Genomic DNA, 23,641 nt, shown 5'->3' on the forward strand with positions numbered 1-23,641 from the left:
ACGACGGAGATGTCCGCGCCCTTCTCGACCGCCTGCTGCTTGAGACGGATCGCCGTCGCCAGGCCCGCAGGGCCAGCGCCCACAATCACGACGTCGAACTCCATCGATTCACGGGCGGGAAAATCGGGTGGGAGAATATTGGTTTGGGTCATCATCACTCACAAACAGCCTTGATCCCGAACACGGTACGGGGAGCAGGGACGCGCCAGACTCCGATATGGAATCCGGCACCGTCAGGGCACCAGGATTCGTCCGGGAGCGAGGCAGTCCGTGGGATCGAGAAGCTGCTTGACGGCCCTTACCAGCTCCCGTTGCGGCCCCTGCAGTCGGCTATCGAGAGCGGCACGCTTCGACAGGCCGATCCCATGTTCTGCACTGATGCTGCCATCGAATGAATCCACGACCTCGTTCAATTTCTCGACAAGCAGGGGCAGGTACGGCTGGAAGGATGATCCAGTGAGGCCTTCCGGCGGCAGCGCATTCACATGGACGTTGCCGTCGCCCACATGGCCGTAGCTCAGCACATTGAGTCCCGGCAGCTCTGCGGAGAGAACCTCGGTAACCTTGGCGATGAAGGGAGCCATGGAGGAAATCGGAACCGAAACATCGGACCGGAGATGAAGTCCGCGCCTTTGCTGCGCCTCGACCATCAGCTCCCGAATCCGCCAGAACGACTTCGCCTGCGTATCGCTTTGAGCCATGAACCCGTCTGCCGCCAGATCGCGCTCGAAGGCTACGGCTATCAGATCCTCCACCCATTCCTTCAGATCCGGGCCGCCGCTTGACGAAATCTCCACCAGGGCATGAGCCGGGTACTGCGCCGTCTCCTTTGAGATGCTCTGGTGATCGTCGAGCTCGAAGGCCAGCTCGAGGCAGGGAGCGGTGATCAACTCGAAAGCCGATAGAAAGTCGCCCGCCTCGTGCTGGAACAAGGCGTAGAGATCCATGACCCGGTCCACGCTGTTGCAGCACAGCCAGACAGTCTCGATATGTTTCGGCTGCGGATAAAGCCGAAGCGTCGCAGCCGTGATGACCCCTAGGGTGCCCTCGGTTCCCACGAAGAGCTGCTTGAGGTCGAGACCGGTATTGTTCTTATGAAGGGCGCGCAGATCCGACAGGATGCGACCGTCGGGCAGAACCACCTCGAGGCCCAAGACGGATCGTCGCATCATGCCATAGCGTAGCACGTTGAGGCCTCCCGCATTCGTCGCGATGTTGCCGCCGATCTGGCAGCTTCCTTGCGCACCGAGAGCGAGCGGAAACAGCACCCCCTGCGCCGCTGCGGCGTCCTTGACATCCTGGAGGATGCAGCCTGCCTCTACGGTCATGGTCATGCCGAGAGGATCGATCGCCCGGATCCGGTTCAATCGCTCCAGGCTCAGCACAAGCTGAGCCGCGCAATCCGGTGTCCCGCCCCCGACCAGGCCGGTGTGCCCTCCCTGAGGGATGACGGACAATCCCGCATCGCGACAGATGCGGAGCGCGCCCGCCACCTCGTCAACGGTGGATGGGCGCAATACCGCAGACGGAGCGCAATGATAATCACCGCTCCAGTCGCGGGAGTAACGCTCCGTGATGTCGGTACCAACCAGCAGACCGGAGGGCCCGAGCACCTCTCCGAGGCGTGAGATCGTATCCTGCCCCATCTTCTTCATCGTACCCTTTCCACTTTCCGTCGAGGATTGTCGTCGCGAAGCCGGCCAGTGAGGCTTTGGGCGGGTCAGCACGCCGCGCACCGTCGCACCTCGGCCGGCAGGTCGCCGAGACGCACGCAGGCTCGATCCGCATGATCATTCGTTCCCGTGAGGATGGACATCCCGACGCCGGCCGAACCTCAAAGCGGCGCCTGGCAGTGCCATGAGGGGAGCCTTGAGCTCCCCTTCAAGCTCTATGCGAAATAGCGAACCCGGATCGCATCGATGGCCACGGCGATGAAGATCATGAAACCGCCGATCATCCCGACGTAGAAGGAGGGAACATTCGTAATGGCAAGCCCCACCTGAATCACCGTCAGAAGCAGGACGCCGCCGAGAATTCCGGTCACATTTCCGCGGCCGCCGAACACGCTGACGCCACCAATGATTGGAGCCGCGATGGCATAGAGCAGGTAGCTCGATCCCTGGTTCGATGTGATCGCCATCTGCCACGAGGCCAGCAGGAAGCCCGCGACGCCGGCAAGAAATCCGGAGACCGTGTAGGTGATGATCTTGATCCGATCGACCCGGATACCCGCGGAGTTCGATGCAGCGGGGTTTCCGCCGACCGCATAGATAGAGCGCCCGAAAACGGTCATGCGCAACATAATGCCGATCAGGACGAGAGAGAGGATAAAGATCAGGGGCATCACCGGCCACCCAGCGACGGAGGCCTGACCGATCCAGACGTAGCCGTCGGACAGGTTGGTGAGCGTCTTTCCTTGGGTCAGGGCCAAAAGGGCGCCCTGCAGGATGATCATCATCGAAAGGGTCTGGATCAATGAAACCATGCGCAGCTTCGTAATGCAAAGCCCATTGAAGAATCCAATCAGTGTGGCGACGGCAACCCCGACCATCATGGCGGGAAACCACGGCATCCCCAGATCCGAATAGGCGAGAGCGCCGATCGCCGACGAAAATCCGAGATTGGCGGGGATCGATAGGTCGATCTCCGCGACGAGGAGCGGCAGCGCCACGGCCAGGCCCAACATGCCGAGTACGGTCGCCTGCACCATAATGTTCTGCATGTTCATGACAGTAAGAAAGAACTCGTTGAAGAGCCCGAACCCCACGACAAGTGCAAAGAGCCAGATCCACACGACGTTATGAAGAACCCAGCGGATCGTCTGGTGCAATTTATCGCCTTTCGGGGCTGCCGATCCTTTGGCGGTCGAAACGATTGCAGTCATTGTCTTATCCCTAATACAGGCAATGCGCCTCAGGCCTGTGACAGGTTACGCAGATTGCCTGTCGTAATATCGCCGCCCGTGACGACTTCCTGAACCGACCCGCTGCGAAACACGAGGACCCGATCGACGGCACGAACCAGTTCGTCCGTATCGGTCGAAACGATAATCACGCAAACGCCGGTTCTGCTGAGTTGATCGATGATGCGCAACACGTCCTGCTTAACTCCTATGTCGATGCCGCGGGTTGGCTCGTCCAGGATCAAGAGACGTGGTCTGGTCGCCAGAACGCGACCGAGACAGACCTTCTGTTGATTGCCGCCGCTCAATGTATCTACCGCAACCAACGGGCTGGGCGCCTTGATACCCATGCTGGCGAAGTAATCGTCGCACAAGCGCGCTTCGCGTTTGGAATCGATGAAGCCCATCCACGATCTTTCATCCAGCGACGACAAGGCTATATTCGCGGCGATCGACAGGTGCCCGACAACCCCGTCCTTCCGCCGGTCGTCGGACAGATAGGCAATGCCGCGGTCCAGTGCATCGCGCGGATGAGTCGGCAGCCTTTCCCCGGGTCCGCCATCGAACGAAATCGTCCCTTCCCTGGCGGGGTGGAGCCCGAAGATCGTGCGAGCAAGCTCCTTTGCTCCAGCACCTGGAAGGCCTGTGAAACCAACCACGTCGCCAGCACGCAATTCGAGGCTGTCGACCTGGACATGGGGTGCTATGACGTTCCGCAACTGGATGGCAACCGGCCCCTCGGCGGCGCGGCGGTCGCGCTGGAACAGGTCCAGCCCACGCCCGAGCACAAGCTCGGACAATTGCTCTGATGTCAATGACCTAACGTCGTCCGTGCCGCCCGCCAGCGATCCGTCCCGCAGCACCGAAACCGCATCGCAGATCTCGAGAATTTCCTCATTGTAGTGCGAGATGAAGATGAAGGTCACGCCCTTCTGCTTCAGCTGGCGCATGAATTCGAACAGCTGACGCCGGTCCGGTACCGTCAAAGCGGCCGTCGGCTCATCGAGAATAATGACTTTGCCACCCGAGAACATGGCGCGCAGGATGTTCAACTTGCGCCGCGCAACGGCGTCGAGGGATCCGGCCCTCGCTTCGGGATTGATGTTTGATCCCTCCAGCATGCGGGCAGCGTCGGCTTTCAGCTTCTTCCAGCGTACGAAGCCACGGCGTGAGGGCCAGATGCCCAGCATCAGGTTCTCGGCTGCCGAGATGTGATCGATGATCATCGGCTCCTGCGTGACGAGAAACACGCCGGCTTCTTCCATGGAACGCACGTCCGCATGGAAAATTTCATGGCCGTCAAGACGGATTGTGCCGCTGGTCGGGCTCTTCTGACCGGAAATGATGCCGACGAGGGTACTCTTGCCTGCTCCGTTCTCGCCGAGGAGACCGTGGATGGTGCCGCGGCGGATATCGATGGTGACGTTGCGAAGTGCGACGAGTGAACCATACGTCTTGCGAATGTTTTCCACGCGCAGCACGATGTCCGCCGCTTCACGCCGGTTATCTGCTGAGGCATTCATCTGAACAGGCATAACACTGAGTCCTCGCAACGACCTCTTGGATCCCGCCCGGGCCCTTCGGACGGGCGTGCGTGAAATGGCACCCGGTTGCGCGGGAGAGAGCGCAACCGGGCTTGCCTCGGATCAGGTGTAAGGTACGCCCCATTCCTTTTCGGCCACATGACCCCAATGGCGCTTGTCGGATGCGTTCTCTCCGTTGATGACGAAGGGCGGGATGATCAGTGTAGGCCCGGTCTTGCCGTCGACGATCTCGCCCTTTTCCCAGAAGTACTTTGCATTCTTATAGGTGCCGAGAGGAACGTCGTTGCCCTTCAGGGAATGCTTGGCGAGCATTTCCACTGCGATTTCGCCGTAGGCAATCGGATCCTGCGACACACAGGCGTCCATGTAGCCATCCTGGATCCACTTCAGAGCCACCGGTTCACCGTCGATCGTGACAAAAATCACGTGGCCATCCTCACCGGCCTTTTTCCAGCGGCCCTTCTGCTGCAGAGCAGTTGCGATGCCACGAGCTGGAGAATCACTCGGCGCGTGGACCGCGTCGAGGTCCGGATGCTCGGACAGGGTTCCCAGCGTTACCGAGAGCATCTGCTCGAGTTGGCCTTCGCTGGGACGGGCGATATAGGTGATTTCCGGATACTTGGCGAATTCGGCATCCATGCCCTCCTTGCGCTGGCGCCATGCCACGCTGGCCAAGGCGCCGTAGCAGTTCAGGACCTTGCCGCGCGGACTGCCGTATTTCTTGGTCAGGCGATCGATGATCTCGCGGGCCGCCATGACGCCGCCCTCGCGGTTGTCGAAGCTGACGGTAATCGCCACCTTGCCGCCGTCTGCGGGCGTATCAATGATCGCGACCGGGATCTTCTGCTGATTGTAGCGGCGGATCGCGCTGACGATCGCCTGGCTGTCGATTGGGTCTGAGACGAGCGCTGCCGGCTTCGAGAGCATCAGGCTTTGCCACTGCTCAAGCTGTTTGGTGTTGTCGAAATTAGCATTTGTAGCCTGGAACGACCACTTGTTGGCTTCGACAGCCCGCTTTACGGCCTGCTCCTCGATGACGAAGAAATAGTAATCCAGGCTTTTGTTGCTGAATGGCACGAACACACGGTCCTGGGCGAATGCCGCGGGCCCGGCAAGTGTGCTTGCTCCTAGCGCCAACCCGCCTGCGAGAACCTGCCGGCGATTCATTCTCGGATTGATGGTCATTCTTTCCTCCCTTACAGATTTGGTTGAGATAGTTTCACTACATGGGTTGGCGGATTGTCAAGCCCAAGATCACCGGACGCCTGAGAGACAGGTATACTTTAGCATTATCAAATACTTATTCTTCGATGTCGGCACACGTCCGGCAACAGCGAACCTCAGTATCGCACCTTCAGTTCGAAGGCGTGATACAGCGGGAGGCACACGGATGTAAGTTTTACTACGTCAGCGCATGTGCACCTGGGATGTTCCGTCGAAGCAGCCCACGACCATGCCGACGGACTCACGCGTGAAAAGCCCGTTCTCCACAACGCCCGGAATGCGGTTGAGCTCGATCTCAAGCGACACAGGATTTTCAATGACGCCGCATTTGCAGTCGAGAATGAAGTTTCCGCTGTCCGTTACTACGGGCTGGCCGTCCCGCATGCGGCGGTAGATCTCGGCCTGGATTCCATGCTCTTTCAGCACGCGGTCCACCATCCGCTCGGTCTGCTTCCATGCAAACTGCACAACCTCGACCGGGAGAGGAAAAGCGCCGAGCGCATTCACGATCTTGGTTTCGTCGCAGATCGTGACCATTTCCTTGGACGCGTGCGCGATGATCTTTTCCCATAGCAGGCACGCGCCTCCGCCTTTGATCATGTGGAAATTGCGGTCGATCTCGTCGGGACCGTCGATCGTGAGGTCGATCTCGCCAATCTCATTGGGATCCGTAATGGCGATGCCGACCTCGCGAGCCACATCAATGGTCGACCGCGACGTCGTGGTGCAGGTGAGCCTCATTCCATCGGCGACGTACTTTCCGAGCTCCCGGACGAAGAAATGCGAAGTCGTGCCGGAACCAAGACCTAGTTTCATGCCGTCCCGGACAAACTCCTGAATCACGCGGCGCCCTGCAACTTTCTTTGCTTCATCCTGCTTCGTCGACATCTTCAATCCTTACTTTGCCTGAATGGGCGCCGGCGCCTCGGGAGCCGTGCGCCGACTGAGATCGTCTTGATGGACGATCTCAGATTTTGTCCGTCAGCCAGGAGTCCAGTGCTGGCAGCTGATCCGGAAACTCGCTTCCGCTTGAAACCGCGATGGCCGTCACAAGCATGTTGATGACGAGGTGGTGGTTGAGGCGCGAGGCAAGTGGCGTCATCAGCTCTGTGCGGTCATATGGCAACACAGCGACTAGGACATCGGTCACACGCGCAAGGGGGCTTTCAGCAGCAGTTACCGATACGACACGCGCGCCGCCTGAGCGGGCTGCGATCGCCAGTTCCACCATCTGCTTCGTGTGCCCGGACTGAGAGAAAATCAGAGCAACTTCGTTGGGCCGTGAGCTTTCGGCGTGCATCCACTGCTTCTGCCGTCCTATGACCGCCGCGCAGCGCATCCCGAGACGCTGAAACTTGTGTTCCGCATCAATGGCCGTGATCTCCGAGATGCCGCTGGCGTAGATTCCGATCCATGTTGCGCCACGCAGAAGCTGCGCTGCGGCTTCGATCTGTTTGGGAACGAGATCCTCCAGTGCCCGCTGGATGGCGTTCAGCGAGTTGCGGCAAGTCTTACGCACGATATTCTCGACGCTGTCGCTCGACACAATCTGCTCATATGCGAAGGGCGCGGACGGGACTAGGCTTTGCGCCAGATGCAGCTTGAAATCCTGATAGCCGTCGAAGCCAAACCTGCGGCAGAACCGCATGATCGTAGGATCGCTGACGGAGCAGCGTTCCGCCAACTTCGCCATACTCATATGGATGACTTCGCCCGGTGACGAGTTCACAAAGGCGCCGATGCGTTGCTCGGCGGCTCCCATTTCACCCATGTCCTGCAGAATACGCTGCAGCAGACTCACCGCCATGAGTTAAACTCCTCCCGATCCCTGACCGCCGTTGTCACCGCCGATGACCTAGGAGGTCCGTCAGCCGTTCAAGCCTCTGATGCGGTTCAACGGGAACATCTCCCCCACCCCCCCAAGGCACCACATAAAAAGGCGCATTGGCCGCCTCCGCCGTCCTTTTGTCGACCTTGGTGTCGCCGATATAGGCCCAGGCGCCCGGCTCAAGCTCCATTTTTTCGACCACGGCCAGCAGATGCCCGGGATCAGGCTTGCAAGCCGGCACGGCATCGGCCCCCATGGCCACGTCGATGATACTGTCGAGCTTGAGAATTCTCAGAATGTCCTGGGTCAGGCTATGGGGCTTATTCGTGCAGATTCCGAGGCGAAATCCAGCTTCATGCAGCCTGTACAGGTCCTCCTCGACATGGTTGAAGAAGCGCGTCTTGCCGGCTGGGTTACGGCGATAGCTCTCGATGTATCGCTGGACAGCCTCTTCGACGGCTGCGTCGTCGGCGGGAAGCCCCTTGTCGATGAAGATGTCGAGCAACAGCCGGCGCGGCCCGTTGCCGATAAACTGCTCGACATAGTCAACGTCCAGTTCGGGCCAGCCGCGCTCAGCCATGCAGACGTTGACCGCGGCCGCGATGTCGGGCGCGCTATCGATCAACGTACCGTCCAGATCAAAGATGAGAGCCGAATACCGGTTCATGCGAAGCGCCGTTCCTTTGTTCAACTGATATCGTTCGTGGGCTTGAAATAGGTCCCGCAGCGGCAAGCCTTTCGACAGGTCATCGATCGGCAAAGACGGGGTCACTCAGCGCACAGAAGCTCTCGCTCAATGCTGGGTAGAGACCACGATAGATCGTGTGAGCTTTCCGATAGACCGTGCCGACTGCCGCATCGGGATGCTCGCGGGTGAGCTCGCGGATCGTGGCCGCCGCCTCAACGACATCCTTCCACACGCCGACGCCCACTCCGGCGACGAGGGCGGCCCCGAAGGCGGCACCCTCAGCGGCTCCCTCCGTCGTTACGACGTCGCAGTCGAACAGGTCGGCCTGGATCTGGCGCCAAAGCGCGGATCTGGCACCGCCGCCTGAGGCTTTGATCAACTTTCCCGAGATGCCCATCGGCTGCATCAGCGTGCGCATATCGTAGAAGGCGTGTATCACGCCCTCCATGACGCTGCGGGCCAGATCACCTGCTGTGTGGCGCGCTGTCAGCCCGACGAAGGCGCCGCGCGCGTCCGTATCGGGGTGCGGGCAGCGCTCGCCATTCAAATAGGGGAGGAACAGCAACCCTCGAGCGCCAGGCTGGCTAGTCTCGGCGGCAGCGACGACTGTGTCGAAGTCGAGCGTGTCATGTCCCAACCCCCGCATGACGGTTCGGAACCAGCTCATCGCGCCGCCCGCGTTCAGCGACACGCCCATCGCGTGCCATTTGGATGGGCCGACATTGCAGAACAGTTGAATGCGCCCGTCAGGGCTCGGCGACGGCCCGTCCAACGCCGCAGCAAGGATCCCCGCAGTGCCGATGGTCGTTTGCAGTTCCCCCGGTGAGATCACGCCAGAGCCGATCGTCTGAATCACACTGTCGCCGCCTCCGCCAGCAACGGGAATTCCGGGCTGAAGCCCAAACAGCGCTGCACCGGAAGCGCTCACACGCCCACTGATCTCGTGGGACTCGAAACAGGGGGGCAGCAGCGCCGGATCGATCCCCACCCGTTCAATCAGGCTTGAGGCCCAGCCGCGCTCCATGACATTGAAGAGACCCGTGCCGGATGCATCTGATACCTCCGTCGCCACCTCTCCGGTCAGAACAAGCCGAAGATAGTCCTTGGGATTGAGAACGTAGCGTAGGCGCCGGTAAAGATCGGGCTCGCGCCTTTGCATCCAGAGGATTTTACCGCCAGTGTATCCGACGAGCATGCGGTTGCCGGTCTGCGCCAGAAGTGCTTCCAACCCTCCTGCCTGCTCCGTAAGGTCGGCCGCCTCGGCAGCATTTCGCTGGTCATTCCACAGGATGGCCGGTCGCAGCACCTGCTTGCCCGAGTCCAGCGGCGTCAGCCCGTGCATCTGTCCGGACAGCCCGATGCAGAGGAGCTCGGTATCCGGGCACTTCCGCATCACCGCCGCCACCGCCTCGCGAGCGCCGTCGACCCAGGATTGCGGATCCTGTTCCGTCCAGCCAGGGCGGGGCTGCGACAGGCCATAATGCGCCGTGTGAGCCGCCAGAACCTCTCCATCCGTGCCGATCAGCAGGGCCTTGCAGCCGGATGTTCCGATATCGATGCCAAGAAGCGCGGACGTCATGGCTAGGCTCCGACCCCGTGATAGAGCCGGACATGCTTGAGATTGAAGTATTCCAGCAGTCCCTCGCGGCCGTGCTCGTACCCGATTCCGCTCTGCTTGCGGCCGCCATACGGGGCATTCATGATACCTGCGTCGACATTGTTGATGGCCACATTGCCGAAGTCGAGGTCCGCCGAGAGCCGATAGATCTCCTGCACATCGCGTGCGTAAACATAAGATGCCAAGCCGTAGGGCGTGTCATTCGCCAGCGAGACGGCCTCCGCAAGATCATCGAACGGCGCCACGCCGACCAGCGGACCGAACGTTTCCTCCGTCATCACCTTCATGGCGTGAGTGCAATCGGCAACGATGGTCGGGCGGAAGAAGAAGCCGCTCGCAAATTCCTCACCTTTTGGCGCCCCACCCCCGGCGACGAGGCGCGCGCCCTTGTCAAGCGCATCGGCAAGATGCTCGCGCATCTTGGCCAGCGGCTCGGCCGAGGCCATCGAGCCCACATCGGCATCCGGACGCAACAGCCCGTCGCCGACGCTCAGTGCGTCTGTGGCCTTGGCGAAGTTTTCGAGGAAGACTTCATAGATCGGGCGGGCCACATAGATGCGGTTAATGGCGATGCAGATCTGCCCCATATTGCGGAACGAGCGGCGAGTAGCACCTTTGACGGCGGCATCCAGATCGGCGCTTGCCGTTATGATCAGCGGGCAGTTGCCACCCAGCTCGAGCGACAAACGCTTGATGCTTGGGCACGAGCGCTGGATCTGCAATCCCACCGCGCTGGAACCCGTGAAGGCAATCTTGTCCACGCCCGGGTGCTCCACCAGGGCTTGGCCGACGATCGAACCCTTGCCGGTCAGAACGTTGACGACACCGGCCGCGATTCCTGCCTCGGCGACCTTTTCGGCAATTGCAAGCGCGGTGAACGGCGTGAGCTCGGCTGGCTTGATGATGATCGCACAACCTGCGGCAAGGCTGGCGCAAAGCTTCCAGCCGATCAGTTCCGCAGGGTAGTTCCACGGCGTGATCGCGCCCACGACCCCGATCGGCTCGCGGACGACCTGACTCTGGAAGCCGTTCTGATCGTTCGGCACGATCTCCCCGAGAATGCGAACCGCTTCCTCGCCGTAGAAATGGCAGGCTTCGGCAAGCTTCAGAATTTCGCCCTTGGCCTCGTTGAGCGGCTTTCCCTGCTCCATCGTCATGATTTCGGCCATGCGGCCCGCGTCCGCCGCGATCAGGTCGCCCAGCTTGTGCAGAGCCTGCGCGCGGACTTTCGCCGGGACACGCGACCAGGACCGGAACGCCTTGCGCGCGGCCGCCACGGCCTGCTCGATCTCATCCGGGGTCGCGCCGGCGATCTCGCCGATGACTTGGTCGCGCGCGGGATTCTTGACGCTCATGCGCGCCCCGGAACCTTCGACAAAGCGTCCTGCAATAAACAGAGCTCCGTTGAATCGGGACACTATCGCTTCAGACATTGGCTCTCCGCATCATTTCCAAATCGTACATTCGCCTCTACGGCCACGGCCGGGAGAATATAGCAATACTACATAAGTGCAAGCTCGCAGAAGGGAAGCTCAGAAAGAACCGACTCCGCGGACCTGTTGAACCAAAATCCCCTTCCCGGCTAGTGTTTTAGCCTCGTCGATTGGCGTCTCCCTTGTCAGAAGCACAGGCCAGATTGATCGATCATAGGCTCTATTCCACCGCGGCTTGGCTTTGTGTCTTGACGAAACGGAAACCGGCTGCGTAGTTTTGCTACGTACACAGGAATAATATGAATGCTTCCCGCACGCTACGAACGCGCCCGGCTCGTTGGCCGCGTATGGCGCTCAGACATTTCAGCTCCATCGGTGGTGATTGTTCGCGACGCCCAGGTGATCGATGTCACGCCCTCGGTTTCCTCGATGGCCGATTTCCTCGACGAGGATCCGGCGGGCCGCTTCGATACGCTCGAGGGCGAGGTTCTCGGCATACCTGATGATCTCGTTCTTGCGCCTGAGGAGATGGGGACCCGCGCCGCGCGTCACTGCCTGCTCGCTCCATGCGATTTCCAGGCTCTCAAGGCCTGCGGCGTCACATTCGCGCAGAGCATGATCGAGCGCGTGATCGATGAGCGCACCCTGGGAGATCCGGCCAGAGCCGATGAAATCCGCCGGCGGATCGGCGACCTGATCGGCGGCAGCCTGTCCAATATCCGGGCCGGCTCGGAGGAGGCAGCGCGCGTGAAGGCGGCGCTCGAGGCCGAAGGCCTGTGGTCGCAGTATCTTGAGGTCGGGATCGGACCGGACGCAGAGGTTTTCACCAAGTCGCAGCCGATGTCGGCTGTCGGCCACGGCGCGCAGGTCGGGGTGAACCGGATCTCGCGATGGAACAACCCCGAACCTGAAGTGGTGCTCGCGGTCGACAGCCGGGGCAATATCCGCGGCGCGACGCTCGGAAACGACGTCAACCTGAGGGACGTTGAAGGCCGCTCCGCCCTGCTCCTCGGCAAAGCCAAGGACAACAATGCCTCCTGCGCCATCGGTCCGTTCATTCGCCTGTTCGATACGGATTTCACAATCGAGGACATCGAGAATGCCACGCTGACCATGTCCGTCACGGGCACGGATGGCTTCGAGATGTCCAGCACCTCGAACATGGCGGATATCAGCCGCAAGCCGACCGAGCTCGTCGATCAGACGATCAACGCCTCCCACCAGTACCCCGACGGTTTCATGCTGTTCCTCGGCACCATGTTCGCTCCCACAAAGGACCGCGCGGAGAAGGGCAGCGGCTTCACGCACAAGGAAGGGGACGTCGTGGAAATCTCCACGCCCCTGCTGGGCACGCTGCGCAATACGGTGACGACCTCCGACAAGGCCCGCCCGTGGGATTACGGCATTCGGGCTCTCGTTCGCGACATGGCCCGGCGAGGGCTGCTGTGAGCGGGAGGGGCCGGGCGGGCTGTCGTCGCCTGCACGGCCCGCCATAGCTCTCACAGGCACGCCGCCTTCCTGACCGGTTGCCGCGTCGGCTATGCTCGCACCGAGCCCCATGAGGCGCGGAGCGCGAGATACCAAGCCGATGCTCGACCTGTCCTCCCCCCCTTATCCAGATCTGGAGTAAGTCATGTCCTATCGCGGGAAACTAGATTTGAGCGGACGCCTCGCCCTCGTGACGGGCGCCGGTCAGGGAATTGGAGCGGCCTGTGCGCAGGCTCTCGCCGAGACCGGAGCGACCGTCATCTGCACCGACATCGATCTCGCGCGCGCGCAAGATATCGCGAAATCCATCGGCGGCTCGGCGCAGGCGGTGCGACTTGACGTGACGGACAGCCCGCAGCTCAGCGCCTTGGCGGAAAGATTGCCGGCTCTGGACATCCTCGTTTGCAATGCGGGCATTGTCAGCAATGTTCCAGCGGAAGACATGACCGACGAACAATGGGACCGGGTCATCGAAGTGAATCTGACCGGAGTGTTCCGGACCTGCCGTACATTCGGACGGCGCATGCTGGAACGGGGCAAGGGATCCATCATCAATATCGGCTCGATGTCGGCCCATATCGTCAACGTCCCGCAGCCTCAATGCCACTACAATGCCTCGAAAGCGGGCGTCCATCATCTGACCCGCTCGCTCGCGGTCGAATGGGCCACGAGAGGTGTGCGGGTCAACGCGGTAGCGCCGACCTACATCGAAACGCCGCTTCTGCAGGGACTGGAGAGCCAACCTCACCTCAAAGATCGCTGGCTCGATCTGACGCCGGCCGGTCGCATGGGCAAGCCCGAGGAGATCGCCTCCATCGTCCAGTTTCTGGCCTCCGACGCGTCGAGCCTCATGACGGGATCGATTGTCACGGCGGACGCGGGTTACACCAGCATCTAGATCCTGTCCGAGGGCCTGTGAAGCGGCACGACCTGAGCGATGCTCAATGGGGGCTGATTGTCGATCTCATGCCCAAGCCCAGCCGCCACGGCGGCGGGCGCTGGCGGGACACCGACAGGTGGTGAACGGGCTGATGTGGAGGCCATGTACCGGAGTGACCTGACTGGGTGGAATTGGACCAGGTTGATTGAGGGAATCGACCTGGAGCCAAGGAGACGTCCATGTCGAAGAAGAGGTTCAGTTCGGAGCAGATCATCACGAAGCTGCACCGGATTGGGTGCGACTGGCCCAAGGCAAGAGCATCACGCTCGCCTTCAAGGAGGGCGCCATCTCGGAGCAGCGCTCAGGGATGAGTGCCTCAAGCTGGACATCCTCTACAGCCTCAAGGAGGCTCAGGTCATCATTGGCGTCTGAAAGGACCACTACAATCGCGTGCGGCCTCACCCATCATTGGGCTACCGGCCACCCGCACCCGCTACACGGGAGGTGATCGCACAGCAGCTGCCGACATCCGCAATCATGCAGTAGGCTCGCAACTCGCCTGGTTCAAATTTCCGGTCGGGTCGGATCTCCGGTGGGCCATTTCGCCACAGCTCCTTCAGCTATTGACCGACTTTGGCCCCAGAGATAATGTTCCCTTTATGTTCTAATTGAAGCCGCTTAGGTTATGACCGCTCAATCCGCCTCGCGCACGCTGTTCTTCTTCGAGAAGCCTTCGGCCATGCGCCAGCTGCAGCGGTTTTTCAAATCGCCCAGCACCCTCTGTGTCTCGGCCGAGGGCCACCTCCTGACTGCTGAGGAGCCCGGCAATCTGCGGGACGAATGGAGGCCCTGGCGCTTCGACACGCTCCCCATCGTCCTCGATCGTATTCCTGTCACATACGCCACCAGCCGCTCGGGCCAGTCGCACAAGCCCAAGATCGAGGCGATCAAGCAGGCGCTCCAGGGCGTGGACAGGGTCATCATTGCCACCGATCCGGGTCGAGAGGGCTCAATGATTGCCTGGGAGGTGCTTGAGCATCTCGGATATGAGGGTCGCGTCGATCGTCTGAAGCTGGGTGCTCTCGATGAAGTCTCGGTCCGCCGGGCTTTTGCCGCGCTCGCCAAGGAGCCAGATTCCGGCGAGCGGGACTATGCTGCCTACCTTGAGGCCCTCTGCCGCCAGTATGAGGATTATCACCTGGGTCTCAACGGCACCCGCGCCATCTCCCTACGGCTTCGCCCACCTGCGTGCCGGGAGCCCTGGCGCTTTGGCGGGGTGCAGACCCCTACTCTCGCCATCCTGGCTGACCTCGAACAGCGCATACGCGACTTCGTCCCGCAGGACTATTTCAAGATCGCTCTGACGATTGCGACGGACAGGAGAGCGGAGATCACTCTCTGGCATACCCCCAAGGATAGAATCCTCAACAAAAAGGTTGCCGAGACGATCCAGCAAGCCGCCGCCTCCTGGTCGGGACGGCTCGGTGTCGAGCAGAAGGATGTGCGCCGCTCACCCCCTCGCTTGTTCTCGAAAGATACCCTCGCCCGCCGCTGCGCAAAGCGGTTCGGCTGGGATCCGCAGCACACGGCGAAGCTCGCCCAGGATCTCTACGACCAAGGATATCTGACTTACCCCCGCACCGAGTCCGAGCACCTGCCCGAGAGTCAGACAGGCGACGCCAGCGCAGTGATCGGGAGCGTCATCGAGGTCCTTACCGATCTTGCGAGTCTCGTGCCAGCCGCGGGTGACCTCGTGTTCCGCAAGGGCAGCAAGGGGCACTACGTCAAGGATCCGGGTGAGCACCACGCCATTGTGCCGCTGCGCAAGGTGCCCCAGCCGGACAACATCAGCGGGGATCACCGGCGCCTCTGGGAACTGGTCGCCAAGAGCTTCCTGGCAGCCCACCTGCCCGACGGCATCGATGCTCGCACAACGGTCGCCGTGCAGGTACCGACGCCGCTTGGCGCGAAACGCTTTGCAGTCAGCGGCAGCGTGATCAAGTCCCCAGGTTGGCGCGCTGTCTATGGAGCTGAGGCTGACGAGGAGAACGAGGCTGTTCCAGGCAAGGCCAAGCCGGACGAGGAGCCCACCACCGGACGCCTGCCGCCCGTCCAGGACAACGAGCCTGGGACAGCAACCGACGCCCGGATCGAGACGTCCAAGACCGAGCCGCCGCGCCGGATCACCCGCGGTGAGTTGCCGGTCGTTATGGGGAGGCTCATCGATCAGGTGGAGGACCCTGCCCTCAAGGCAGCTCTGGAAAATCCGGTGAGCCCGAATGAGCCCAAGGGCCTCGGAACTGCCGCAACCCGTGACACGATCCTGCCGAAGCTCCAGAAGAGCCAGTATGTTGAACTGCTGAAGGGCAAGGATCCCACGATCCAGGTGACCGAGGTCGGGCTGGCGTTCATTGCAGCCGTGCGCCGTGTTTTTCCCAGCTATGGTGATCCTGTCGGCCGGGCCATGTTTGAGGCCGATTTGGCCGAGATCGGGCGCGCCGCCACACGGGATGAGGCGGTCCGTCGAGCCGCAGCCTATCAGGAGCGGACTCGCACCCGCGTGCAGGAGCTGATCGGGGCCATCGCCCAATCGCAGACTGTTGCCGTCGATCCAACGACGGTTTCAGCGAGTCCTGCCGCGCCCGGGAGACCGCCGACCAAGGCGATGATTGCCTTCGCTACCTCACTTGCAGCACGGAAAGGGGTGAAGCTGCCGCGTGGTCTGAAGAGCAATGGTGCCATCTGCCGGGTTTTCCTGGACCAGCATGCGCCGGCACGATCATCTGGATCAGGAGAACACAGGCCCCGGAGTGGTCCCCGCCCTCCAAGTGAGGCGATGGTGCGCTATGCACGCGCGCTGGCCGAAGAGCATGGAGTGGCGTGCCCCCCGGAGATCGCGACGGACTTTGCAGCCTGCAGGGCTTTCCTCGACGAACACGCAACACGCAGGGCCGTGCAGCCTGAAGTCATAAACAGGGCTGCAATCCGCAAGGACCGTTCACCTGCCGCCGCGAATGGTAACCCGAGCAAGGACCGCGCTAGCACCCCTGCACCCAAGCAATCCGTCGAAGCCAAGGCGGGATCGGCCCGCGGCCGTACACGAGCACGCCCTGCTCACCCGAGTCGATAAACCGGACAACAGATGCAAAGAGACAGCGGACGGGTTGATTCCAGTGTCAGTCGATGCTCCGTGATACTTTGGATGTTTCGGCCTCAGGCCCCACGATGAGGAAACAAACCTAAGAACGGGTTCGGGCTATGCGCGCTCAGCCTTGGTTTCTCGCTGGAGGCTGGGGAACGAAATGAACCGCGAGCCAGAGCGTCGGCTCGGTCGCATCTGTCCATTCGACGCGGTGGCGTCTGCCTGCCGGGATCAGCAGGTAATCCCCTCTCTTCAGCTCTCGGGGCGTCGGTTCATCCTCAAGCAGGAGGCCCGCCGATCCGGAGAGCACCAACACCCACTCCGACCAGGCCTGATCGTACCAGAACCCAGGCGGGCTTGCTTGCCCGGTGGAGACAATGCGCTCGATCATGAGTCCCTCCACTGCCAAGAGATTTGTGAACTCCTCATCCAGTGCCCCACTGGATACGTGCTCAAAAATATTTCCTGTGACGTCCATCATCGGCGACTAACTCCCGTGCGCTGGAACCAAGGAGCCAGACGTCATGTGCTGCTTTCCTGACGGTGCCGCGGCAGGCGCAGCGCATTCTCTCGATCCATGATCCGATCAGCAACCTGTTTCACCTGCGGCGCCATCGCTTGACTACGGCTGACTACCGTAGAGCGCGAACCGCAACCTTTGAGACATGGGCGGACGTCACCTCTATGGCGCTCGGCGCCTGAAACCAATCTCTTCCGGCCTGAATTCCGTCCGTCCCCACTGATGTGGCGACGCCAGGTCCGATGGAACTATCCGAAAGCCTCCCGCCAAGGTCCGCTGAGTGTCAGCTCTGGAGCATCACGAGTTCCACCCGATCCGCCAAGAACTTGGTTCTGATAAACTGCACCGGCTGTCCTTCAAGATCCACATCGATCGCCCTACTGATCAGGACGACTGCATCGGCTGCGCAGCTCATTAGCTCGGCGTCCCTAGCGGAAACGCGCTCTGCTGTCAGGCGGGTCTCCCGGCGGCGATAGTCGACAACTCCTTCGCGCCGCAGCGCTTCGGTGATGGAGCCGGTTTCGGCATAGGCCTCAATGATCCCAGGAAACCGCTCTGCCGAAAAGTATGAGGTCGAGCGTGACAGCGGAATGCCATCGGCTACCGCGAGGCTGTCGAGACGGTGAAGTCGTGTGCCGACGCGGCACTTTAGCAAGGCCGCCATCACCGAATCGGACAAAACATAGTCGGATTTGATGAGCCGACCTGAGGGCTCCAGCGATTGCTTCAGCATGTTTTCGGAAAAACGTGTCCGTGAGCCGATAGGATAGACGATCCGCTGCGGCTTGTTGTTCACGAAGGTGCCGCGCCCACGCTCTACGCGTAACAATCCATCCGCCGTCAAAGCCGCGATGGCACGACGGACTGTATGGCGATTGACACCATAACGCGCTGCCAATTCGAGCTCGGATGGCAGGGCATCCGAAATGGTTCCGTCACCGATATTGCTGCGGATGTCGTCGGCTACCCGCCGCCAGAGTGTGACGCCATCTCCGTCTGGACTCATCAGCACTGTCTCTCGCAAAACGTCATCAGGTTGTCACGGCCGGTACGGTAAATCACAGTCATGGTCAGTTGTCTAGACAGGTAGACATGTGAGTTACCGAATGCACTCTCCCGATGAAGCTCGTAAGAGGAGGCTAGATGCTCTGGCCTCCGGCGACCCGACGACTCTCGCCGAACGATATGCTGCACTGGAGCCTTCTGCCCCTGCGGCAACACCCATTCGTGGTCCCGAAATCGGCATGGTCATGCTTCGCGGCCGGGCCGGCGGCGGTGGCGCGGTCTTCAATCTCGGCGAGGCCACGGTGACCCGTGCCACCGTGAAGCTCGCAACTGGCGAGGTCGGTCACGCGATTGTTCTCGGCCGTCACCTGCAGAAGGCGGGCATCGTCGCGCACCTCGATGCGCTGGCCCAACTTCCAGACTGGGTCCAAGTGATCGAAACCGGTTTCGTGACGCCCGCGCTGGCGGAACAAGACGCAGCGCGGATACGGCAGGCTGAAGAGACGGAAGCCACGCGCGTCGACTTCTTCACCATGGTTCGCGGAGAAGACTGATGGCTGGTACAACTCTGTTGGACGGCGGGTTCACTGCTCCCGTCTTTCAATCGCAGGCCGCATTCCGGCTGGTGATGGATGCGATGGCACAACCGGGCCGCATCGTCGATTTGGGCCATGCGGTCCAGCCGCCCGCGCCGCTCGAGCCTGCGGCAGCGGCCTTCCTGGCAACGCTCGCCGATTATGACACCCTGGTGTGGTTTGAAGACAGCGGTGCGGACACAGCCGCATCGTGGCTGACCTTCCATACGGGAGCCGCAGTCACCAGAGACCCTTCGATGGCCAGCTATGCGGTTCTGTCCCAGAACAGCCCGGTCAGTAGTTGGCGGAACTTCGCAATGGGCTCACTCTCCTATCCCGACCGGTCCGCGACGTTGCTTTTGCCGGTGGAAAGCCTGCGAGACGGCACGCCGCTGACCGTGCGTGGCCCAGGTATCGAGACTGTTGCCGTTATTTCTCCACGTGGGCTGCCGGACGGATTCACCGAGACAATGGCGATCAATGTTGCCCGCTTTCCGCAGGGCTTCGACCTGCTGATGACCTGTGGCAGCGAACTCCTCGCGCTGCCGCGCACCACCCGTCTTGTGGAGACCTGAGCCATGTATGTCGCAGTTAAAGGTGGAGAGGCGGCAATCTCAAATGCACATCGTCTCATGGCCGATCGCCGGCGTGGAGATCGCAATGTGCCCGCCCTCTCCGTCGAGCAGATCGTCAACCAATTATCCCTTGGTGTGGATCGCGTGATGGCTGAGGGCTCTCTTTATGATCCCGAACTCGCGGCCATGGCCGTGCGTCAGGCACGTGGCGATCTGATCGAAGCGATCTTTCTCCTGCGTGCCTATCGCACCACGCTGCCGCGGTTCAGTAACGCATGCCCCATCAACACGAGCAGGATGCGCATTGAGCGCCGTGTCTCCGCGACCTTCAAGGACATCCCGGGCGGCCAGCTCTTGGGACCGACCTTCGACTACACGCACCGCCTGATCGACCCGTCCATGGCCGGTGACGAAGCTGTCACGCCCCCCGTCAAGCGGGAGCGCCCCACGGAGGAGAGCTGCCCGCGCGTGACTGATCTTCTCGATGGCCAAGGGCTGATCGAGGCTGATGTCCCAAGCAACGATAAACCGGGTGATCTGACGCGTGAGGCGATTGCCTATCCTGTTGGACGCGAAGTCCGCCTGCAGGCGTTGACGCGCGGCGACGAGGGCTTCCTGCTCGCCCTCGGCTACTCGACGCAGCGTGGCTACGGTCGAACTCACCCCTTCGTCGGTGAGATCCGCATCGGCATGGTTGATGTCGAAGTGGACGTGCCGGAACTCGGCTTTGCTGTATGCATCGGCGCGATTCGGGTCACGGAATGCCAGATGGTATCGCAGTTCAAGGGAAGTGCGGATAAGCCCCCGCGTTTCACACGCGGTTATGGACTGGTCTTCGGGCAATCCGAGCGTAAGGCAATGGCCATGAGTCTCGTTGACCGCGCAATGAGGGCCGACGAGTTCAATGAGCAACGGCTAGCTCCGGCGCAAGATGAGGAATTCGTGCTGGAGCACTGCGACAACGTGCAGGCCACCGGCTTCGTCGAGCACCTGAAGCTGCCTCATTATGTCGACTTTCAAGCAGAGCTCGAATTGCTGCGAACGCTACGTCGCGAGGCCGAGATGGCGAGTGCTGACACACCAATGAACGAGCCAGCAGAATGAGAAACCCCTCCCTGCCCGCCTATAACTTTGCATATCTCGACGAACAGACCAAGCGGATGATCCGGCGCGCAATCCTGAAGGCGATCGCGATCCCTGGGTACCAGGTGCCGTTTGCCTCCCGTGAAATGCCCATGCCTTATGGCTGGGGCACGGGCGGAGTGCAGGTCACCGCATCGATCTTAGGTCCGGATGATGTGCTCAAAGTCATCGATCAGGGTGCCGACGATACCACCAATGCGGTGTCGATCCGGGCCTTCTTCGCCAAGGTTGCGAATGTGGCAACGACGACCCGGACAGCCGATGCAACGATCATCCAGACCCGCCACCGCATTCCTGAGACTCCTCTCGCCCACGGCCAGATCATTGTCTATCAGGTGCCAATCCCTGAGCCGCTTCGCTTCCTCGAGCCACGTGAGACGGAAACGCGTGTGATGCATGCGCTGGAAGAATACGGCCTGGTACATGTCAAGCTCTACGAGGATATTGCGCAGCACGGCCATATCGCCACGACCTATGCCTATCCCGTTAAGGTCGAAGGCCGGTATGTCATGGACCCGTCGCCAATCCCCAAGTTTGATAATCCCAAAATGCACCGCTCGCCCGCGCTGCAGCTTTTTGGCGCCGGCCGCGAGAAGCGGATCTACGCGCTGCCGCCCTTCACCGATGTGGTCAGTCTCGATTTCGAGGACCACCCATTCACGGTTCAGCGCTTCGAGGCCCGCTGCGCACTTTGTAACGCCCAGGAGGTTTATTTGGACGAAGTCATCACGGATGACCGCGGCGGGCGCATGTTTGTTTGCTCCGATACAGACTATTGCGAAACCCGCCGGTCAAAGGGGTCTCAGGTAGGAGGCCTGCCGCAGCATGGCGCTGCGAAGGCTGATTGGGAGGCCGCAGAATGAACAGCGAACCCATCCTTTCCGTCCGCAAGCTGGAAAAGCGCTACGGCAACTTCATTGGCTGTACCGACGTCTCCTTTGATGTATGGCCGGGCGAGGTCGTCGCGATCGTCGGTGAGTCCGGCTCCGGCAAAACCACGCTGCTCAACTGCATTTCCACTCGCATGGAGCGGAGCAGCGGCGAAATCCGCTATCGGATGCGTGACCAGCGGTTCCCGGATCTCGCGGAGCTGGGCGAGGCCGAGCTCCGCTTCCTCATGCGGACGGATTGGGGTTTCGTCCATCAAAACCCGGCAGATGGATTGCGGATGCGCGTATCGGCAGGCGCTAACGTCGGTGAACGGCTGATGGCGATTGGTGACCGCAACTACGGCGACATCCGGAGCCGGGCGAGCGACTGGTTGGAACGCGTCGAGATCGCAGCCTCCCGCATCGACGATATGCCGGTGTCCTTCTCGGGCGGCATGCGGCAGCGTCTACAGATTGCGCGCAATCTCGTTACTCATCCCCGCTTGATCTTCATGGATGAGCCGACCGGCGGCCTCGATGTATCGGTCCAGGCGCGTGTCCTCGACCTGCTGCGAATGCTGGTCTCGGATCTTGGTCTGTCGGTGATCATCGTCACCCATGATCTCGGTGTCGCCCGACTCCTCTCACAGCGCATGATCGTCATGAAGAGCGGAAGAATTGTCGAGCAGGGACTGACTGATCGCGTGATGGACGATCCAAGCCATCCCTACACCCAGCTTCTCGTCGCCTCGATCCTGGAGAACTGAGATGGTGACCGACAATCCATCTGTTATGGCTGGCGCTCCGCTGCTTTCAGTCGAGGATGTATCCAAATCATTCACGATTCACCTTCGCGGCGGTGTCCGTCTTCCCGTCGTGGCCAATGTCACGTTTGAGGTCTCTCCCGGCGAATGCCTAGTACTGGGCGGCCCGTCAGGTATCGGTAAGTCGTCCATCTTGCGCATGATCTTCGGCAACTATGCTGTCGATACCGGCCGGATCCTTGTGCGGGACCGCAGCACCGGAGACGTCGCAGACCTCGCATCGGGCGATCCCCGCCTGGTACTCAGTCTCCGGCGCGATCACATAGGCTATGTCAGCCAATTCCTCCGGACGATCCCGCGGGTTTCGGCTCTCGATGTCGTGGCCGAGCCGCTTCTCACGCGTGGAGTGGAGCGCAAGGCAGCGTCAAACCGTGCCGCCGCCATGCTCGAGCGGCTGAACCTGCCATCAGCCCTCTTCAATCTCCCTCCGGCAACGTTCTCTGGCGGTGAGAAGCAGCGGGTGAATATCGCCCGTGGCTTCATGATTGATCACCCAATCCTTCTGCTCGATGAACCGACAGCGTCGCTCGACGAGACCAACCGAGATGTCGTCGTCGGCATGATCCGGGAGAAGCTAGCTGCTGGAACAGCTATCCTCGGGATCTTCCACGACATTCCGGTCCGCGAGGCGGTTGCGACGAGTATCCTCGACGTCGCCGCCTTCTCGACGCGGGAGGCCGCGTGATGCCCAAGCTCAACGAACATAAGGCGCTTATCCACGCGACGGCCGATGTTGAGCGGTGCACGCTCGGTCGCTTTGTCGAGATCGAAGCACGTTCGCGCGTGAGCGAGACGGCACTGGGAGATTACTCTTATATCATGCAGGATTGCTCAATTTGGTGTGCCAGGATAGGCAAATTTGCCAACATCGCGGCCGCCGTGCGGATCAATGCCACCAATCATCCCATATGGCGCGCTACGCTGCATCACTTCACCTATCGCGCAGGCGATTATTTCGACGGTGCCGCAGATGAAGAGGAGTTCTTCGGATGGCGCCGCTCCCAACCGGTTACGATTGGCCATGATGTCTGGATCGGCCATGGAGCGACTATCCTGCCCGGCATCAGTATCGGCAATGGCGCTGTTGTTGGAGCTGGAGCCGTCGTCTCACACGATGTCGCGCCCTACACCATCGTCGGCGGAGTTCCAGCCCGCCTCATCCGAGAGCGATTCCCTCCTGAGATCGGAGGGCGGATGGATCGCCTGGCATGGTGGGAGTGGCCGCATGACAAACTTTTCGCGGCACTGGAGGACTTCCGGACGCTTACGGCCGAGGCTTTCGTTGAGCGCTATGAAGCGCTGACTCCAAACCGTCATCGAACTGACATCGAACCGTCGCCAGCAAGTTATCCTCGATCAGTAGGTTTGGACGAACGGGGATGA

22 protein-coding genes and 1 pseudogene are annotated in these 23,641 nt (G+C 61.0%); 11 read left to right on the forward strand and 12 right to left on the reverse strand.

Translation table 11 applies throughout. The annotated features are described in order from the left end of the window. The 10 genes from GR328_RS27490 to GR328_RS17920 all read right to left on the reverse strand — a co-directional run. Positions 1-152, reverse strand: a 152-nt coding sequence (locus GR328_RS27490; RefSeq protein WP_160886155.1) for an FAD-dependent oxidoreductase, incomplete at its 3' end; no start/stop codon positions are given. A gap of 81 nt (positions 153-233) precedes the next feature. Then, positions 234-1,655, reverse strand: coding sequence for an FAD-binding oxidoreductase (locus GR328_RS17880; protein WP_205790108.1), 1,422 nt, complete (start codon positions 1,653-1,655; stop codon positions 234-236). A 233-nt stretch (positions 1,656-1,888) separates the two neighbouring features. Next, positions 1,889-2,884 (reverse strand): ABC transporter permease, encoded by a 996-nt coding sequence (locus GR328_RS17885; protein WP_160886157.1) that lies wholly within the window; start codon positions 2,882-2,884, stop codon positions 1,889-1,891. A gap of 29 nt (positions 2,885-2,913) precedes the next feature. After that, entirely contained in the window at positions 2,914-4,437 is a 1,524-nt protein-coding gene (locus GR328_RS17890; RefSeq protein ID WP_160886159.1) for a sugar ABC transporter ATP-binding protein, read from the reverse strand. 111 nt (positions 4,438-4,548) lie between these two features. Further along, complete coding sequence (locus GR328_RS17895) at positions 4,549-5,631, reverse strand: sugar ABC transporter substrate-binding protein (protein WP_160886161.1); 1,083 nt, start codon at positions 5,629-5,631, stop codon at positions 4,549-4,551. 222 nt (positions 5,632-5,853) lie between these two features. Next, the gene (gene rpiA / locus GR328_RS17900; protein ID WP_160886162.1) at positions 5,854-6,558 is read right to left on the reverse strand and encodes a ribose 5-phosphate isomerase A; all 705 of its coding nucleotides are present in this window, start codon (positions 6,556-6,558) and stop codon (positions 5,854-5,856) included. 79 nt (positions 6,559-6,637) lie between these two features. Continuing rightward, positions 6,638-7,477, reverse strand: coding sequence for a MurR/RpiR family transcriptional regulator (locus GR328_RS17905; protein ID WP_160886164.1), 840 nt, complete (start codon positions 7,475-7,477; stop codon positions 6,638-6,640). A 34-nt stretch (positions 7,478-7,511) separates the two neighbouring features. Then, complete coding sequence (locus tag GR328_RS17910) at positions 7,512-8,258, reverse strand: HAD-IA family hydrolase (RefSeq protein ID WP_246215952.1); 747 nt, start codon at positions 8,256-8,258, stop codon at positions 7,512-7,514. Next, on the reverse strand, positions 8,245-9,765 hold the full coding sequence (xylB, locus tag GR328_RS17915) for a xylulokinase (protein WP_160886166.1): 1,521 nt from the start codon (positions 9,763-9,765) through the stop codon (positions 8,245-8,247). Before xylB ends, GR328_RS17910 begins: the two co-directional genes overlap by 14 nt. A gap of 2 nt (positions 9,766-9,767) precedes the next feature. Then, positions 9,768-11,237: an aldehyde dehydrogenase family protein gene (locus GR328_RS17920; protein WP_160886168.1), complete on the reverse strand. Its 1,470-nt coding sequence runs from the start codon at positions 11,235-11,237 to the stop codon at positions 9,768-9,770. 303 nt (positions 11,238-11,540) lie between these two features. On the opposite strand from GR328_RS17920, the gene GR328_RS17925 reads away from it, so the two are divergent. From GR328_RS17925 to GR328_RS17935, 4 genes and pseudogenes are all read left to right on the forward strand, one after another. Beyond that, positions 11,541-12,686, forward strand: a complete 1,146-nt coding sequence (locus GR328_RS17925; protein WP_160886170.1) for a fumarylacetoacetate hydrolase family protein — start codon at positions 11,541-11,543, stop codon at positions 12,684-12,686. Positions 12,687-12,870: 184 nt separating this feature from the next. Then, a complete protein-coding gene (locus tag GR328_RS17930; protein WP_160886172.1) occupies positions 12,871-13,623 on the forward strand; it encodes an SDR family NAD(P)-dependent oxidoreductase in 753 nt (250 codons plus the stop codon). Positions 13,624-13,962: 339 nt separating this feature from the next. After that, positions 13,963-14,097: pseudogene (locus GR328_RS27495) on the forward strand (integrase core domain-containing protein); the annotation flags it as partial. A 193-nt stretch (positions 14,098-14,290) separates the two neighbouring features. Next, positions 14,291-16,735 carry a type IA DNA topoisomerase gene (locus GR328_RS17935; RefSeq protein WP_160886174.1) on the forward strand — a complete coding sequence of 815 codons (2,445 nt, stop codon included), beginning with the start codon at positions 14,291-14,293 and terminating at the stop codon, positions 16,733-16,735. 136 nt (positions 16,736-16,871) lie between these two features. On the opposite strand, the gene GR328_RS17940 is transcribed toward GR328_RS17935, so the two are convergent. Then, positions 16,872-17,138, reverse strand: a complete 267-nt coding sequence (locus tag GR328_RS17940) for a cupin domain-containing protein (RefSeq protein WP_425487048.1) — start codon at positions 17,136-17,138, stop codon at positions 16,872-16,874. A 412-nt stretch (positions 17,139-17,550) separates the two neighbouring features. Next, complete coding sequence (phnF, locus tag GR328_RS17945; protein WP_160886178.1) at positions 17,551-18,273, reverse strand: phosphonate metabolism transcriptional regulator PhnF; 723 nt, start codon at positions 18,271-18,273, stop codon at positions 17,551-17,553. A 100-nt stretch (positions 18,274-18,373) separates the two neighbouring features. Between phnF and phnG the strand changes: the two genes are divergently transcribed. From phnG to GR328_RS17980, 7 genes are read left to right on the forward strand one after another with little or no spacing between them, the layout of a single operon-like run. Continuing rightward, positions 18,374-18,826, forward strand: coding sequence for a phosphonate C-P lyase system protein PhnG (phnG, locus tag GR328_RS17950; RefSeq protein ID WP_160886180.1), 453 nt, complete (start codon positions 18,374-18,376; stop codon positions 18,824-18,826). Continuing rightward, on the forward strand, positions 18,826-19,422 hold the full coding sequence (gene phnH, locus GR328_RS17955; protein ID WP_160886182.1) for a phosphonate C-P lyase system protein PhnH: 597 nt from the start codon (positions 18,826-18,828) through the stop codon (positions 19,420-19,422). Before phnG ends, phnH begins: the two co-directional genes overlap by 1 nt. A gap of 3 nt (positions 19,423-19,425) precedes the next feature. Continuing rightward, the gene (locus GR328_RS17960; protein WP_160886184.1) at positions 19,426-20,526 is read left to right on the forward strand and encodes a carbon-phosphorus lyase complex subunit; all 1,101 of its coding nucleotides are present in this window, start codon (positions 19,426-19,428) and stop codon (positions 20,524-20,526) included. Further along, a complete protein-coding gene (locus GR328_RS17965) occupies positions 20,523-21,428 on the forward strand; it encodes an alpha-D-ribose 1-methylphosphonate 5-phosphate C-P-lyase PhnJ (RefSeq protein WP_160886186.1) in 906 nt (301 codons plus the stop codon). The genes GR328_RS17960 and GR328_RS17965 overlap by 4 nt, the downstream gene beginning before the upstream one ends. Continuing rightward, positions 21,425-22,201 (forward strand): phosphonate C-P lyase system protein PhnK, encoded by a 777-nt coding sequence (phnK, locus tag GR328_RS17970; RefSeq protein ID WP_160886188.1) that lies wholly within the window; start codon positions 21,425-21,427, stop codon positions 22,199-22,201. Before GR328_RS17965 ends, phnK begins: the two co-directional genes overlap by 4 nt. A gap of 1 nt (position 22,202) precedes the next feature. Then, complete coding sequence (gene phnL, locus GR328_RS17975) at positions 22,203-22,943, forward strand: phosphonate C-P lyase system protein PhnL (protein WP_160886190.1); 741 nt, start codon at positions 22,203-22,205, stop codon at positions 22,941-22,943. Then, on the forward strand, positions 22,943-23,641 hold the full coding sequence (locus GR328_RS17980; RefSeq protein WP_160886192.1) for a DapH/DapD/GlmU-related protein: 699 nt from the start codon (positions 22,943-22,945) through the stop codon (positions 23,639-23,641). Before phnL ends, GR328_RS17980 begins: the two co-directional genes overlap by 1 nt.

This window comes from Microvirga makkahensis (genome assembly GCF_009830105.1).
Lineage (GTDB): Bacteria > Pseudomonadota > Alphaproteobacteria > Rhizobiales > Beijerinckiaceae > Microvirga > Microvirga makkahensis.

Bases quoted from the DNA above. Each gene is read 5' to 3' on its own strand.
- GR328_RS17935 (WP_160886174.1), top strand. From the start codon at position 14,291: ATGACCGCTCAATCCGCCTCGCGCACGCTGTTCTTCTTCGAGAAGCCT.
- phnL (WP_160886190.1), top strand. From the start codon at position 22,203: ATGGTGACCGACAATCCATCTGTTATGGCTGGCGCTCCGCTGCTTTCA.
- GR328_RS17895 (WP_160886161.1), bottom strand. From the start codon at position 5,631: ATGACCATCAATCCGAGAATGAATCGCCGGCAGGTTCTCGCAGGCGGG.
- GR328_RS17920 (WP_160886168.1), bottom strand. From the start codon at position 11,237: ATGTCTGAAGCGATAGTGTCCCGATTCAACGGAGCTCTGTTTATTGCA.
- GR328_RS17890 (WP_160886159.1), bottom strand. From the start codon at position 4,437: ATGCCTGTTCAGATGAATGCCTCAGCAGATAACCGGCGTGAAGCGGCG.
- GR328_RS17880 (WP_205790108.1), bottom strand. From the start codon at position 1,655: ATGAAGAAGATGGGGCAGGATACGATCTCACGCCTCGGAGAGGTGCTC.
- phnG (WP_160886180.1), top strand. From the start codon at position 18,374: ATGCACTCTCCCGATGAAGCTCGTAAGAGGAGGCTAGATGCTCTGGCC.
- GR328_RS17885 (WP_160886157.1), bottom strand. From the start codon at position 2,884: ATGACTGCAATCGTTTCGACCGCCAAAGGATCGGCAGCCCCGAAAGGC.
- phnH (WP_160886182.1), top strand. From the start codon at position 18,826: ATGGCTGGTACAACTCTGTTGGACGGCGGGTTCACTGCTCCCGTCTTT.
- GR328_RS17940 (WP_425487048.1), bottom strand. From the start codon at position 17,138: ATGATCGAGCGCATTGTCTCCACCGGGCAAGCAAGCCCGCCTGGGTTC.
- GR328_RS17925 (WP_160886170.1), top strand. From the start codon at position 11,541: ATGCTTCCCGCACGCTACGAACGCGCCCGGCTCGTTGGCCGCGTATGG.
- phnF (WP_160886178.1), bottom strand. From the start codon at position 18,273: ATGAGTCCAGACGGAGATGGCGTCACACTCTGGCGGCGGGTAGCCGAC.
- GR328_RS17930 (WP_160886172.1), top strand. From the start codon at position 12,871: ATGTCCTATCGCGGGAAACTAGATTTGAGCGGACGCCTCGCCCTCGTG.
- GR328_RS17960 (WP_160886184.1), top strand. From the start codon at position 19,426: ATGTATGTCGCAGTTAAAGGTGGAGAGGCGGCAATCTCAAATGCACAT.
- GR328_RS17905 (WP_160886164.1), bottom strand. From the start codon at position 7,477: ATGGCGGTGAGTCTGCTGCAGCGTATTCTGCAGGACATGGGTGAAATG.
- GR328_RS17980 (WP_160886192.1), top strand. From the start codon at position 22,943: ATGCCCAAGCTCAACGAACATAAGGCGCTTATCCACGCGACGGCCGAT.
- xylB (WP_160886166.1), bottom strand. From the start codon at position 9,765: ATGACGTCCGCGCTTCTTGGCATCGATATCGGAACATCCGGCTGCAAG.
- GR328_RS17965 (WP_160886186.1), top strand. From the start codon at position 20,523: ATGAGAAACCCCTCCCTGCCCGCCTATAACTTTGCATATCTCGACGAA.
- rpiA (WP_160886162.1), bottom strand. From the start codon at position 6,558: ATGTCGACGAAGCAGGATGAAGCAAAGAAAGTTGCAGGGCGCCGCGTG.
- phnK (WP_160886188.1), top strand. From the start codon at position 21,425: ATGAACAGCGAACCCATCCTTTCCGTCCGCAAGCTGGAAAAGCGCTAC.